Source organism: Sinorhizobium sp. 7-81 (assembly GCF_030124405.1).
In the GTDB taxonomy this organism is placed as follows: domain Bacteria; phylum Pseudomonadota; class Alphaproteobacteria; order Rhizobiales; family Rhizobiaceae; genus Sinorhizobium; species Sinorhizobium psoraleae.
This window is the reverse complement of record NZ_JASKLT010000001.1, coordinates 239781-252494: the sequence shown is the minus strand read 5'-3', so window position 1 is coordinate 252494 and position 12714 is coordinate 239781. Positions and strand designations below refer to the sequence as shown.

The window sequence follows — 12714 nt, the reverse complement described above, 5'->3', positions numbered from 1 at the left end:
GGATCGATATGGAAGAGCTCGATAAGGACCACGTGGACAAGATCCTGGCGCAGTGGCGCCGGGAGCGGCCGGAGCTGGACGTTTCGGCGATGGGTCTTCTCGGGCGCCTGGCACGGGTTAGGGCGCATGTCGCGGGGGCGCAGGAAAAGGTCTTCAGCGATCACGGCCTGACATCGGCGAGCTTCGACGTGTTGGCGACGCTCCGGCGCTCTGGCCCCCCCTTTCAGCTTTCCCCCGGCGAACTACTTGCGGCAACCATGGTCACCTCGGGCACGATGACCAATCGTATCGACCAACTCGAGAAGGCCGGCCTCGTCGAGCGGCTCGACAATCCGGAAGACCGGCGCGGCGTGATCATCGCGCTGACACCGGAGGGCCTGAAACGCATTGACGCAGCGGCGGCGGCCCATGTCGCCAATCAGCAGCGCCTGGTCGCCGGTCTTGAACCCGCAGAACGGGAAGCGCTCAACGCGCTGCTCCGGAAATTCCTGGCGACATTCGAATGAAATCACCTCCGGAGCGGGATGCGGCCGAAAAACCGCGCGCACTTCTTCTCATTCCGCACTAGATCCGGCTCACCAAAGCGCGTACGCGTTCGAGATGACGCTGGCGCTTCGCCTGCGTCGCCCGGTCCATGTCGTGCATGCTGATCATGCGGAAGTCGAGACTCTTGCCGCAGAAGGCGGCGATGCCGCGCTTGAGCAGTCGTTTCACCGGATTGCCCATGTAAAGATGCACGACCCACCAGGGCGAACCGGTGCTGGTGAGCGCCCAGAACAGCTTGATATTGCCGAGCCGCGGGACAATCCTCCCGCCCGCCGGATCATGATCGAAGGCGACGCCGGGTGCGAAGACGCGATCGAAGAAGCCCTTGAGGATTGCCGGGAAATTGAACCACCATTGCGGAAACACGAGCACCAGCCCGTCCGCCGCCTTGATCCGCGCGATCCACGCCGAGACATCCGAGGCATCATAGTGCTCGTGGAAATAGCTGCCGCGCTCCCTAACAGTCAGGCGCGGGTCGAAGCCCTCGCGATAGAGGTCGAGCAGGTCGACCGTATGGCCCCTGCCCTCAAGCGCCTTCCTGGCCACGCGCGCGACGCTTGCGGCAAAGCTGTCCTCGAGCGGATGGGCGAGCACCATCAGGATATGCATCGGTATCGATCCAATAGCTGCGGCGGGATGCGGTCACAAAACCGCGGGCACTTCTTCCCAACCCGCTCAAAACAGGCTGCCCTGCTTGGGCGGCCCGGAAGCAGGCTCAGGCGACCGTGGCGAACGCTTCTTCGGCTCTTGCGGCGAAGGGGGCGCGCCGCCCTCGCCTGCGACCGCCGACACGCTGCCATCGACGAATTCCAGCGAGAGCGCCATGCCGGGCTCGACCGCTGCGGCCTCTTTCACCGGCCGGCCCGCCCCATCGCGCACCAGCGCGAAGCCGCGCTTGAGCACGTTGCGATAGGACAGTGATTGCAGCACGCGGTCCTGCGCGACGAGCACGCCCTTGAGCCTCCGCATCTCGCCGGCGATAGCGGCGTCAGACCGTGCGCGAAGGCCTGCGACGCGATCCGACGCGCGGTGGATCTGTCCGATGAGCCGCGACGGCAGGGCGCGAAGCGAAGCGTCGGCGGCGGAGACACGCGACTGGCCACGATGGACCTGGCGCTCGACGATCCGTTCGGCACGGTTCATCGCCTCCGAGAGATGTCGGCGACGATCGCTGATCCTCGTCGTCAAGAGATCCGACCGGAGATGCGCGGCGGTGCGCTCGAAGGCACGGCGCTTGTTGGTGGTGTTCATTTGCAGGCCACGGCCAAGGCCCGCCGATGCCTCGTCGAAACGACGGCGCGGCAGCGCCAGCAACTGATCGAGCGAAGGCAGCGCGCGGGCAAGCGAGCGCAACTCCTGCCGGCGATTCTCCATCTGTCGTGCGACCGCTGCCTTCAATCGCGCCGACAGCGCCGACACCTCCGCTTCGAGGTCCGCCTTCACCGGCACGGCCATTTCGGCGGCACCGGTCGGCGTCGGCGCCCGGTGATCGGCGACATAGTCGATCAGGGTCCAGTCGGTCTCGTGACCGACGGCCGAGATCAGCGGGATATCGGACGCCGCCGCCGCGCGCACGACGACCTCGTCGTTGAAACTCCAGAGGTCCTCGAGACTGCCGCCGCCGCGGGCGACGATCAGCACGTCCGGACGCGGGATCGGTCCGCCGATCGCCAGCGCATTGAAACCCTGAATGGCTGCCGCCACTTCGTCACCGGAGCCGTCGCCCTGAACGCGCACCGGCCAGACGACGACATGGACGGGGAAGCGATCCGCAATGCGGTGGAGAATGTCGCGGATGACGGCGCCGGTCGGCGAGGTCACGACGCCGATCACCTTCGGCATGAAGGGCAGCGGCCGCTTGCGCCCGGCGTCGAACAGACCTTCGGCGGCAAGCTTGCGCTTGCGCTCGTCGATGAGCGCCATCAGCGCGCCGGCGCCCGCCGGCTCTAACGATTCGATGACGATCTGATATTTGGACGAGCCTGGGAAGGTCGTGACCTTGCCGGTCGCGATGACCTCCATGCCCTCTTCCGGACGGAACTTCAGCCGAGAGAACGCGCCTTTCCAAATGACCGCGTCGATGCGGGCGCGATCATCCTTCAGCGAAAAATAGGCGTGGCCCGAGGAGTGCGGACCGCGATAGCCGGAAATCTCGCCGCGCACGCGAACCTGATCGAACGCCTGCTCGACCGTGCGTTTGATCGAGCCGGAAAGTTCCGAGACCGAATATTCGGCGAGATTGGACGGCGAAGCGGAATCGAAGAACGAGTTCATGCGACCTTTGTAACCGACGGCGCCCCGAAGATCAGCAGCCGCGCGCCGCTATCTACCATTTTTCTGTCAATCGCGGATTATTCTGCGACTTGGGGTAGAACATCCGCCTTGAGCCGGAAGAGTTTTACGCCCGTTTCCGCCGTGACCGGCAATGATTCAAGGAAATCCGGTACTTCTCCCGAGGAGAGACGACCATAAAGCCCCTCGGGCGCCCGTTTTGTGATCATCCGCGTCTGCGGATCGTCGGCACAGAAGGCCAGCAAGGGGTCGCCCAATGCCTTCAGCATCCGCGCCGCCTCATCCGGCGTCGCCAATCCGATCCGGAGTTCCGCCAACATGCCTTGCGAATTTCTGTGATAGGGCGCGCTCAAGGCGCGATGCTCGGTGAACCGCAGGATCGAAGCGCCCATGTTCGACGGATCGACAACAAGGGTCGCGGGTTCGATCTTCTGCAGATCCGCCATAGCCGCCGACGAATAGCAGTGGCCGGCGCTCTTCTGCCCGTTGGCGGCAAATACCTTCATGCCGTTGACTGCCAGTTCGCCCGCCAACGTCCAAACCATCGGAACGGAGGCGAGAATGGCAATGACATATATGAGCGATGCACGCACCTTTCGGGCGCTCCTCTCCGAACGCGACCGTAGGTCGACGAGCAGAAGCGAAATCGGCACGATAGCGACCAGACTCGAAAAGACCGTGCCGCGGACCTGCACTAGAGCGATGCACCAGTTGACGGCGACCAACGCCAACAGAATGAGGTGCAGAGCCGTCCGGTCGCCGCGCCAGATGCGCCACACACAGATCGTGACGGCGAAGAAGCCGGTGAAATAGAAGCCCCCAAGAGCGGCGGGGTTTTGCCGTGCAATCGCCAAAAATGATTGCGCTTCGACAACACCATTCAACCATAGTTCGCGAACCAATGGATCGAGGCCGGCGAGTGGATTTCGCAGACACTCAGGTGCAACAGCCAGGAGGATGCCTGTGGTGACCCCGCCGCTCATGCCTAGTGAAGCAAGGCGTCGCGGCCGGTTCAGGCTGCTTGCAAGTTTCGCCGTTAGGGCGAGCAATATCCCGCCCGCCGCCGAGAGGGAAAAAAACGCAATCGAAAGATTGTCGCAGGTCACGGCGCCATAGAGACGGGGCGGTACGGTCAGGAAGAACGATGCACTCACCGTTGCCGTCAGCGTCACGCCGAACGCAACAGCGGAGGTGGCAAAAGCCCGCCCCTCCCAAGCCCAGAGAATGGCGACCACGAGGCATATTACGGCGACAAAAGGCGTCGTCTCGACGCCAATGGCTATCGCCAGAGCCGCCGCGGCGCCGGCGATTGCAAAATTCCTTGCCTCGTATCGCCGATCGACCATCATCGCCGCCATCGTTGCCACCAGAACGATCTGCACGTTGTGGTGGTCGATTGCTCCTGCCTGGAAACGGTTGCCGTTCATCGCAAAGATAGCCGTCAGACCAAGGCAGAAATGCATGCATCTCGGCCCGCCGATGCGCCGTCCGGCGAGACCCATGGCAGCAAGCAGCGGCACCACCAGCAGCATGGGCCAGATCGCCAGCGCGATCCTCTCAGCCTGGCCCATACCCACTATCGGTTTGAAAAGAGATATCAGGGCGGCAATCGGAAAGTCGATCAGGCGAGACCAGTGCATCAATGTGCCGTCGAGGCCGAGCCTCCTCTGCGTCAGATCGAACCAGCTTTGCCCTGTCAGAAGATCGCGGATCTGGACAAGCCGCATTACGTCATCGTTATCGCCCCCCACGTAGTCTGCAGCCTGCCCCATCTTGACGATGAGAACAGCGATGGTCACCAGAGCGCAACCGAGCGCCATCCAGGTCAATCGCAACCAAAGCGGACGTGGTGCCGGTCGTACGTGTTCTGCCGACTCGAGTAATGTCATAGGGTCGCTAATCCGACTGCTGTTGCTAGCACAAGCATAGTTCTGACGATCGGCAGTGAGAGGCGAGTGGAGAGATGCCGCCACTTCCGCGTGCCCCCAATCCGGTCGCGAAGAGCTTATTCGGTCGCCATCAAGAAAGCGTAAAGCCGGCAGGCGAGCGGCTGCCGCTGCCTTGCGTCGCCCCGACGCGCCACAACTCTCCCTACAACCATAGCGCATTATTAACCGCATTCTGTGTAGCATTAGCCATTTCCGCAACCGAGCATCGAGCCATGCCCGACCAACTCGACGTCGCAGTCCTTCTGCCTTGCTACAATGAAGCTGCAACCATCGGCCAGGTGGTGCGCGGCTTCAGGGCGGCGCTGCCGTCCGCGCGCATCTATGTATACGACAACAATTCGATCGACGGCACGGCGTCACAGGCAATGCTGGCGGGGGCCACGGTGATGCAAGAGCGCCGGCAAGGAAAAGGCCACGTCGTCCGCCGGATGTTCGCCGACATCGATGCCGATATCTACATCATGGCCGATGGCGACGGCACCTATTCGCCCGTCGACGCCGAAGACCTCATTCGCACGCTCGTGACAGAGCAGGCGGACATGGTTGTCGGAATCCGCAGGCATATCCGGATAGAGGCAGGACGTCAGGGGCACGCCTTCGGCAACCGCATATTCAATCGTCTCTACCGTTCGATCTTCGGTACGGATTTCAGCGATATCTTCTCCGGCTACCGGGCCTTTTCTCGACGGTTCGTGAAGAGCTTTCCCGCCCTCTCCGACGGATTCGAAATCGAAACGGAAATGTCGGTCCATGCATCGCGGCTGAAGTTGCCAGTCTGCGAGCTCGAACTCGATTATGGCCGGCGGCCCCAGGGATCGCACTCGAAGCTCTCGACCGTGAAAGATGGAGTGAGGATACTCTGGATGTTCGTCCTGCTGATAAAGGCGACGCGCCCCTTCACCTTCTTCGGCCTGATCGGCGCGGCGTTCCTTGCGTCGAGTCTCCTGTTCATGACACCCGTACTCATCGAATATTTTGAAACGGGGCTCGTTCCACGCATGCCAACCTGGGTTTTCTCGTTGGTGCTGCTGCTAATCTCGATCATGCTCTTCACGGTCGGCCTCATTCTCGACTCTGTCGCGCGCGTGCGGATGGAACAATTGCGCGTGCACTACATGACGGTTGGCCGGCGGGCGATGCGCGAAAGGGAGGCATCGCCGGCGTCCTAGACCGCGCAGCCGAAACGACGCGCCAGAGTGCCGCGCGTTCGCAAAGCACGCTCTAGGAACTTAAATCCAGAGCATCTTTCTGTTCGCAGGGATGCCACTTGAATGCAGGACGCTCCAGGAGGACCGTCGCGTGAACCTTGGGAGAATTGCCGATGAACCGGGAGACGACAAACCGCATACGCTTCGTCATCGAAGACGTCATTCCTCCCATCCTGCGCGATTCCCGCGTCTTCAAAGGGATGGCGAGTCTTGCCTGGGGCGACCATATCGCCCATCTCGCGCGCTTTCGCGAACGGGCGCCCTTCCTCTCGGCCGCGGAGTACGAACAGCTCTACCGGCAGCATCCGCGCGTGCATGAAGGGACCGACAATTCCGAGGCCTGCATCCGCAAGATCACGGCGGAGATCCGCGGTACCAGCGTCTGCGACGTCGGCTGCGGAACCGGCGCCCTCATCAAGCGGATCAGAAGCGCCAATCCGACGCTCGAGCGGCTTTCCGGCGTTGATTTCGCCATCGACGATGCCTCGGCCATCGACAGCGTCGAATATGTTGCCGCCAAGATCGAGGAACTGCCGTTTTCAGATGGAGAGTTCGATACGGTCGTCTGCACCCACGTGATCGAGCATATCCTCGACTATCGCCGAGCGATATCGGAGCTCCGGCGCATCGCACGGCAGCGGGTGATCATCGTCGTGCCGCGCGAGCGGGAATACCGCTATACGTTCAACCCACATTTCAACTTCTTCCCCTATACGCATTCTTTCCTGCGGGCGATGCATCCGGTGCCCGAGCGACATGAGTGCGTCGACATCGGGCGCGACATTTTCTATCGCGAAGACAAGGCGTGAGGCGGGGGAATGACCGCTTTCAATCTCGCGCCGGCCGTCTGGTTCGGCCTGATCTTCACACCGATCCTGATTTCGACCGGGCAGATCCTGTTCAAGCTGACAAGCGCCGAAACAGGCGGCTTCGACTTTCGGAGCCTGGCGGCGCTTGTGTCGAATCCAATACTTCTCACGGCGCTGGCCCTCTATGGCCTCGGTACGATCATCTGGATCTTCACCTTGAGATCCGTGCCGCTGACGCTCGCCTATTCCTTCATGGCGCTGACATTCTGCTTCGTACCGCTGTTTGCCGCCTTTTTTCTCGGCGAGACCCTTACCAATCGGTATGCCGCCGGCGCGGCGCTCATCATCGGCGGCATGATCGTCATAAATTCCTGACTCGCGCCGGGAAACGCATCCTGGCTTCGCCGATCATCAGCCCTGCTGCTCGAAGAAGCGTCGCGTTGGGTCGTCGGCCGGAAAGAAGGATTCGATCAGGACACCCTCCACCAGCGCGTCCTGTGTGGAGCCGAAGGTTGAAAGCGTCGTGATGAAGCGCAATTCGGTCGCGCCGAGCCGCAGTTCGATCGGCAGCACCGGCAGCCGGTCGGTCTCAGGATAGTTCTCGATTGCCCGGGCGACCGCCGGATCGGCCACAAGCCGCTCCAGCCGTCTTTGCAAGGGCTACGCGGCCCCTGCAGCCATGCCTCCATGCGCACCCTCTGCACCAAGTCCGCGGCGGCCGCCTCCCAGTTGATGACGAGCGTGCGTATGCTCTCCGATCCGAGGAAGGCGTCGAGGAAGTTCTGGCCGGGGTTGAGGGAATCTCTGCGGCCTCCGCGAGCGCGGCAAAGGCGGGGCTGCTAAGCAGGACGGTATATTCATGGTCAAAGACAAGGCCGGGATAGGGAGCATGGCGATCGAGCATCAGACGGATCGCGCTTGCGACGGCGGCAGGCATCGCGTCAAGCGCGGTGGCAGGGCGCGTCGCCACCGGCGGCCGGTAACCGGCCGCAGTAAAGAGCATGCCCTGGTCCCGAGCTGGGATATCGAGCACCGACGCCAGCCGGAGGATCATCCCCTCGGAGGGTTTCGAGCGGCCGGTTTCCAGGAAGGAAAGGTGGCGCGCCGAAATTCCCGCGGCGACGGCGAGATCAAGCTGGCTCATGCGGCGATGCCCGCGCCATTCCTTCAGGTGACGGCCGAATTCCATGAACCCTTTCCTCCGTTGCGCCGACAGATTGGCCCGATGGAAGCGCAAAATCCATTACTTCGGAGGTAATTGGGTCCATGATCAGCCGTTGCGTGGAACGCTTCCGGCAAATGGCCCGCTCAAAGCGGGCCATCATTCGCCGGCTAATGTCTTCGTGTCAGATCGCTTCCCAGCCATCCTTTTCGCTCGCGCGGTAGATAGCGTCGATGAACCTTTGGTTGAGGCGCGAGTTCTCAAGTGTCACCACTTCCTCAGGCTGACCGAGTGCCGCGCGCGAGAAGGCCTCGGCCTCGAGCTTGTATTGGCGCGCATCCTGGAAACGGAAGAGTTGCGACTGGGCGTGGTTCTGGTTGGTCAGTTCCACTTCCTCGCGGCCGTACCGGTCCGCATTGAAGGGCGATTTCACCTCGATGTAGCCGTCGTCGCCGTGGAAGACCATGACCTGGCGGGCGGCAAGCTGGGTCGATATGTAGAAGCCCAGCTCGAAATCGCCGAAGTCGGCGCGCACGCTCGAATAGATGTCGGTGCCGAATTCGGGGTCACGGTCGGTAGTGGCCTGAACGCGAAGCGGTTCCTTGCCGGTGACGAAACGGGTCGTGATCGTCGGATAGACGCCGATATCCGGCAGGCCGCCGCCGCCGAGTTCCGGGACGTTGCGCATGTTGCCGGGATCGCGATTGTAATAGGTGAACGCCCCCTGGACATGCCGGAGCTTGCCGATCGCCCCCTCGGCAAGGAGCGAGCGCACCTTCCGCCACACCGGGCTGTAGGTCACCATGAAAGCTTCCGAAACCAGCACCTTGTTGCGGTCGCGCGCCGCGATCAGCGTGTCGATCTCCTCCGCCTTTAGCGCGATCGGCTTTTCGCAGAGTACGTGCTTGCCGGCATCGGCGGCCTTGATGGTCCATTCCACGTGCTGCGAAGTCGGCAGCGGAATGTAGACGGCGTCGATCACATCGGCTGCCAGCATTTCCTCGTAGGACCCGAACGCATGCGGCACGGAAAAGCGGTCGGCCATCGCCCTCGCCTTGGCGAGATCGCGGCTGGCGATTGCCGTGACGACACAGTTTTCCGCGTCCTGAATGGCAGGCCCGACAAGTTCACGGCCGATCTTGGCCGTCGACAGAATTCCGAAACGCAGCATGGATAGACTCCTTCTTGGCTGCGCCGACACTAGCCCCGAGGTACGTACCTAGCAACCATGCGATGCGCGGAAAAACCGCCCCGGCGCCGGATGAGGAGAAGTGCGCGCGGTTTCCGCCCGCATTCCCGCGCTAACCGATTAAAATCGATCACGTTTATGATTTTCGTCGGCCCCGACCCAAAATCATCGTGCTCTGGCAGGTGTCATTCTGCGCCGTGGTGACTTATCTTTCAGCCCGCAATCCTCCCGATCGCAAACTTGCTTTCATCCAACCTTGTGGAGCGAAACCATGGAAAAGCGCAGACTTGGCCGCAGCGGCCTTTCGATTGCGCCGCTCGTTTTCGGCGGCAACGTCTTTGGCTGGACAGCGGATGAGAAGACATCCTTCGCCTTGCTCGATGCATTCTTCGAAGCCGGCTTCAACGCCGTCGACACGGCGGATGTCTATTCGTCGTGGGCGCCCGGAAACAAGGGCGGAGAATCCGAAACGATCATCGGCAAATGGCTGAAGCAGTCAGCACATGCGCGCGACGAGGCCGTCATCGTCACCAAGGTCGGGTCCGAACTGGGGCCGGACCGGAAAGGCCTTTCGCGGCGCTGGATCATGCAGGCGGTCGAGGATTCACTCCGTCGCCTGCAGACGGACCATATCGATCTGTACCTCTCGCACTGGCCGGATCCGGAGACGCCGTACGAAGAAACGCTTGCCGCCTATGACATGCTTCTCGCTGAGGGCAAGGTTCGCGCCATCGGCGCATCGAACCTCGACGCCGCGCAATTGCGCGATGCTCTCGACGTCTCGGCGACAAAGGGACTGCCGCGCTACGACGTGCTCCAGCCGGAATACAATCTTTATGACCGGGCCTCCTATGACGGCCCGTTGCGCGATCTCTCAATCGCGGAGGATATCGGCGTGATCACCTATTTCAGCCTGGCAAGGGGCTTCCTTTCCGGAAAATACCGCTCGCACAAGGATCTCGAAGGCTCGGCCCGCGGCGGTGGCGTTGAAAAATATCTCGACGGGCGCGGCATGCGCATTCTCGGTGTCCTGGACGAAATCGCCGAGGAAACCGGGGCGAAACAGACCGAAATCGCGCTTGCCTGGATCATCGCGCGCGAAGGCGTGACCGCGCCGATCGCCAGCGCAACCAATCTCGATCAACTGGCAAGCCTCGTAAAATCGGCAGAGCTCAAGCTTTCCGAGGAGGCGATCGGCAAACTGAACGACGTGAGCGCGTAGCGAAGCGAACGACACCTAGCGGTCGGGATCGTGGGACGGCGGAGGAGAAAGCCCGTTCCCAATCCTCCTACAAGGCGAAGGGGTGAGGCGAGAGGATTACGACGTCACCGGTGCGACCGGCGGAAACCCTGGATAGAGATGCGCGTGACTGCCCCCGTGGTTGGCCATGCCCGGCTTCGTCAGCAGCCCGCGCGGCTCGGCATAGCTTCTAATCGTCCGGCGCGGCCTCTCGTGCCACTGTATGTTGAAGGCCCAGAGTTTTGGAAAGAAGCAGAGCGACGCATAAGGCAAGTGGTCGTGGATCCACCAGGCAAGGCTCTGCCAGCCGCCGCCGTCACGCTCCCGATCCCAAACCCACGGAATGACGATGCAAGCGGTAGCGCCCATGCATCCATCGGCATCGCGCATGTCCCATATGTGGTCGGCGGCAGTTGCCGCGTTGGTTAACAATTGAGCTTGTTGGCGTTACCGAAGGCGTTGATCGCCCGGTTCCGATAGGCCGAACGAATGTGCAGGCGACCAAAGGTCGCCTGCAGCGGCTCAAGCAGTTCCTCGCAGAGCTTCCTCCCCGCCTCGATGGCAAGATCCGGATCGTCCGGGATGTTCGGAATGCCATAGAAATCGGCAATCTCCGAATGCAGGAAATCCCGCAGGAAGAAGTTTTGCGAGAGCCGGACACGGCCGAGATCTTCGAGCGATTTCATCGATCCGGGTTTCCGCATGCTCGACTCCTCCCTTTCATCGCGAGACAGCACTGTGCCCATGCGCGGCATGATTGCAAGATCAGGTCCGGTTTATCGAGGCGCCACCGTCGACGAGCAGCGCCGCTCCGGTGACGAAGCTCGCAGCGTCGGACGCCAGATAGAGCGCGGCTTCGGCGATCTCCTCCGGCCGGCCCATCCGTTTCAGCGCGTGCAAGCCCTCGATGAAGCCTCGCGTTTCCGGAGCAGCCCCCGGCAGGTTCGCATGGTTGGACGGCGTATCGGTCCCGCCCGGCAGCAGTGCATTGACGCGAACTCCTCGCGCTCCGAATTCGACCGCCAACGACTGCGTCAGGCCGACAAGACCAGCCTTGCTCGCCGCATAGGCGGCGATGCCGGGAAAACCTGCCGTGTGTCCAACGAAGCTCGACGTGAACACGAGCGAGCCGCCGCCACGGGCAACCATCGCCGGTAGCTGGTGCTTGGCTGCAAGGAAAGCACTCGTCAGGTTCGTGTCGAGCGTCTCTCGCCAGTCCTCGACGGAGAGCGATGGGAGTTCGCCCATCGCACCCAGCGCCCCGGCATTGTTGAATGCGACATCCAAGCCACCGAAGCGGCGGATCGCCAGATCGACAAGCGCCTTGTTCAGGGCTTCGTCACGGACATCGCCGGCGAGGGTCGCGGCCTCCCCGCCCTCGTCGGCAATTTGCCGAGCGAGCAGCGCAAGTTCATGCTCGCGCCGCGCGTTAACGACAAGCTTTGCGCCCTCACGGGCAAAAAGTACGGCGGCGGCGCGGCCGATACCGGAACTCGCCCCGGTTATGATCGCGACCTTTCCTTCAAGTCTTGGCATCATGGATTCCTTTCTCGATAGCGGCAAAGGAATCCCAGATCCGGCGCCAGGCGGCCACCCGATTCCCGAGACTGTGAGAAAGCCGGTCTCTCCGGATATTCGACGTGAGGAACACATCTACGCGGTAAGTCTGCCTGCCCGGAACAAACACGGTTCGACAGTGTTTCGTTGGCGCTATCAAAAACCACCACCGGAAAGGATGCCGAAATATGGCCAAGGAAAAGACACTGGACGATCTCTTCCATGATACCCTGAAAGACATCTATTACGCCGAGCGGAAGATCCTCAAGGCGCTTCCAAAGATGGCACGCGGCGCACAGGCACCGGAACTCAAGGCCGCTTTCGAGAAGCACAAGGAACAGACGGAAACCCATGTGGAGCGGCTGCAGCAGGTCTTCGACATGATCGGCAAACGCGCACAGGGCAAAACCTGCGAGGCAATCGAGGGCATCATCGCCGAAGGCGAAGAGATCATGGACGAGTTCAAGGGCACTCCCGCGCTTGACGCCGGCCTCATCTCCGCCGCCCAGGCTGTCGAGCACTACGAGATATCGCGCTACGGCACCCTGAAGACCTGGGCTAAGACAATCGGGTTGAAGGATGCAGTTTCGCTTCTCGACGCTACGCTTAAGGAAGAAATCGTCACCGACGAGGACCTGACGAAAATAGCCATGGCGCAAGCGAACAAGAAAGCCGCGTGATCTAACTCTTCGACACTGCGCAGTTCCGGGCGGAACGCCGGTGCACGCGTTTCTGGAATTGCTTGAGCGGCGGCCGGTCTCT

11 protein-coding genes and 2 pseudogenes are annotated in these 12714 nt (G+C 61.9%); 6 read left to right on the top strand and 7 right to left on the bottom strand.

Annotated elements, in window-relative coordinates:
- Positions 1–8: 8 nt before the first annotated feature.
- On the top strand, positions 9–506 hold the full coding sequence (locus QN224_RS01220) for a MarR family transcriptional regulator (protein ID WP_283976077.1): 498 nt from the start codon (positions 9–11) through the stop codon (positions 504–506).
- Between the two features lie 58 nt (positions 507–564).
- Here the strand turns inward: QN224_RS01220 and QN224_RS01215 are convergent, their stop codons facing one another.
- The 3 genes from QN224_RS01215 to QN224_RS01205 form a co-directional block, all read right to left on the bottom strand.
- Positions 565–1155, bottom strand: a complete 591-nt coding sequence (locus tag QN224_RS01215) for an NAD(P)H-dependent oxidoreductase (protein ID WP_283975232.1) — start codon at positions 1153–1155, stop codon at positions 565–567.
- A 66-nt stretch (positions 1156–1221) separates the two neighbouring features.
- Complete coding sequence (gene xseA, locus QN224_RS01210; protein ID WP_283975231.1) at positions 1222–2820, bottom strand: exodeoxyribonuclease VII large subunit; 1599 nt, start codon at positions 2818–2820, stop codon at positions 1222–1224.
- A 77-nt stretch (positions 2821–2897) separates the two neighbouring features.
- Entirely contained in the window at positions 2898–4637 is a 1740-nt protein-coding gene (locus tag QN224_RS01205; RefSeq protein ID WP_283975230.1) for a hypothetical protein, read from the bottom strand.
- Between the two features lie 362 nt (positions 4638–4999).
- Between QN224_RS01205 and QN224_RS01200 the strand changes: the two genes are divergently transcribed.
- The 3 genes from QN224_RS01200 to QN224_RS01190 all read left to right on the top strand — a co-directional run bounded on the left by QN224_RS01200 (position 5000) and on the right by QN224_RS01190 (position 7179).
- Positions 5000–5956 carry a glycosyltransferase gene (locus QN224_RS01200; protein ID WP_283975229.1) on the top strand — a complete coding sequence of 319 codons (957 nt, stop codon included), beginning with the start codon at positions 5000–5002 and terminating at the stop codon, positions 5954–5956.
- Positions 5957–6108: 152 nt separating this feature from the next.
- Positions 6109–6804, top strand: coding sequence for a class I SAM-dependent methyltransferase (locus QN224_RS01195; protein WP_283975228.1), 696 nt, complete (start codon positions 6109–6111; stop codon positions 6802–6804).
- A 9-nt stretch (positions 6805–6813) separates the two neighbouring features.
- Complete coding sequence (locus QN224_RS01190; RefSeq protein WP_283975227.1) at positions 6814–7179, top strand: transporter; 366 nt, start codon at positions 6814–6816, stop codon at positions 7177–7179.
- Positions 7180–7215: 36 nt separating this feature from the next.
- Here the strand turns inward: QN224_RS01190 and QN224_RS01185 are convergent.
- Both QN224_RS01185 and QN224_RS01180 read right to left on the bottom strand, forming a co-directional pair.
- Positions 7216–7993: pseudogene (locus QN224_RS01185) on the bottom strand (helix-turn-helix domain-containing protein).
- A 157-nt stretch (positions 7994–8150) separates the two neighbouring features.
- Positions 8151–9137 carry a Gfo/Idh/MocA family oxidoreductase gene (locus QN224_RS01180; RefSeq protein ID WP_283975226.1) on the bottom strand — a complete coding sequence of 329 codons (987 nt, stop codon included), beginning with the start codon at positions 9135–9137 and terminating at the stop codon, positions 8151–8153.
- A gap of 289 nt (positions 9138–9426) precedes the next feature.
- On the opposite strand from QN224_RS01180, the gene QN224_RS01175 reads away from it, so the two are divergent.
- A complete protein-coding gene (locus tag QN224_RS01175; RefSeq protein WP_283975225.1) occupies positions 9427–10377 on the top strand; it encodes an aldo/keto reductase in 951 nt (316 codons plus the stop codon).
- A gap of 96 nt (positions 10378–10473) precedes the next feature.
- Here QN224_RS01175 and QN224_RS01170 read toward each other — a convergent pair.
- Positions 10474–11099 (bottom strand): annotated as a pseudogene (locus tag QN224_RS01170) (hypothetical protein).
- 61 nt (positions 11100–11160) lie between these two features.
- The gene (locus QN224_RS01165) at positions 11161–11931 is read right to left on the bottom strand and encodes an SDR family oxidoreductase (RefSeq protein ID WP_283975224.1); all 771 of its coding nucleotides are present in this window, start codon (positions 11929–11931) and stop codon (positions 11161–11163) included.
- Positions 11932–12140: 209 nt separating this feature from the next.
- Between QN224_RS01165 and QN224_RS01160 the strand changes: the two genes are divergently transcribed.
- Entirely contained in the window at positions 12141–12632 is a 492-nt protein-coding gene (locus QN224_RS01160; RefSeq protein WP_173511223.1) for a ferritin-like domain-containing protein, read from the top strand.
- The last annotated feature ends 82 nt before the right edge of the window (positions 12633–12714 follow it).

Excerpts from the sequence above, each read along its gene's own strand:
- QN224_RS01220 (WP_283976077.1), top strand. The coding sequence starts at position 9 with ATGGAAGAGCTCGATAAGGACCACGTGGACAAGATCCTGGCGCAGTGG.
- QN224_RS01215 (WP_283975232.1), bottom strand. The coding sequence starts at position 1,155 with ATGCATATCCTGATGGTGCTCGCCCATCCGCTCGAGGACAGCTTTGCC.
- xseA (WP_283975231.1), bottom strand. The coding sequence starts at position 2,820 with ATGAACTCGTTCTTCGATTCCGCTTCGCCGTCCAATCTCGCCGAATAT.
- QN224_RS01200 (WP_283975229.1), top strand. The coding sequence starts at position 5,000 with ATGCCCGACCAACTCGACGTCGCAGTCCTTCTGCCTTGCTACAATGAA.
- QN224_RS01195 (WP_283975228.1), top strand. The coding sequence starts at position 6,109 with ATGAACCGGGAGACGACAAACCGCATACGCTTCGTCATCGAAGACGTC.
- QN224_RS01190 (WP_283975227.1), top strand. The coding sequence starts at position 6,814 with ATGACCGCTTTCAATCTCGCGCCGGCCGTCTGGTTCGGCCTGATCTTC.
- QN224_RS01180 (WP_283975226.1), bottom strand. The coding sequence starts at position 9,137 with ATGCTGCGTTTCGGAATTCTGTCGACGGCCAAGATCGGCCGTGAACTT.
- QN224_RS01175 (WP_283975225.1), top strand. The coding sequence starts at position 9,427 with ATGGAAAAGCGCAGACTTGGCCGCAGCGGCCTTTCGATTGCGCCGCTC.
- QN224_RS01165 (WP_283975224.1), bottom strand. The coding sequence starts at position 11,931 with ATGCCAAGACTTGAAGGAAAGGTCGCGATCATAACCGGGGCGAGTTCC.
- QN224_RS01160 (WP_173511223.1), top strand. The coding sequence starts at position 12,141 with ATGGCCAAGGAAAAGACACTGGACGATCTCTTCCATGATACCCTGAAA.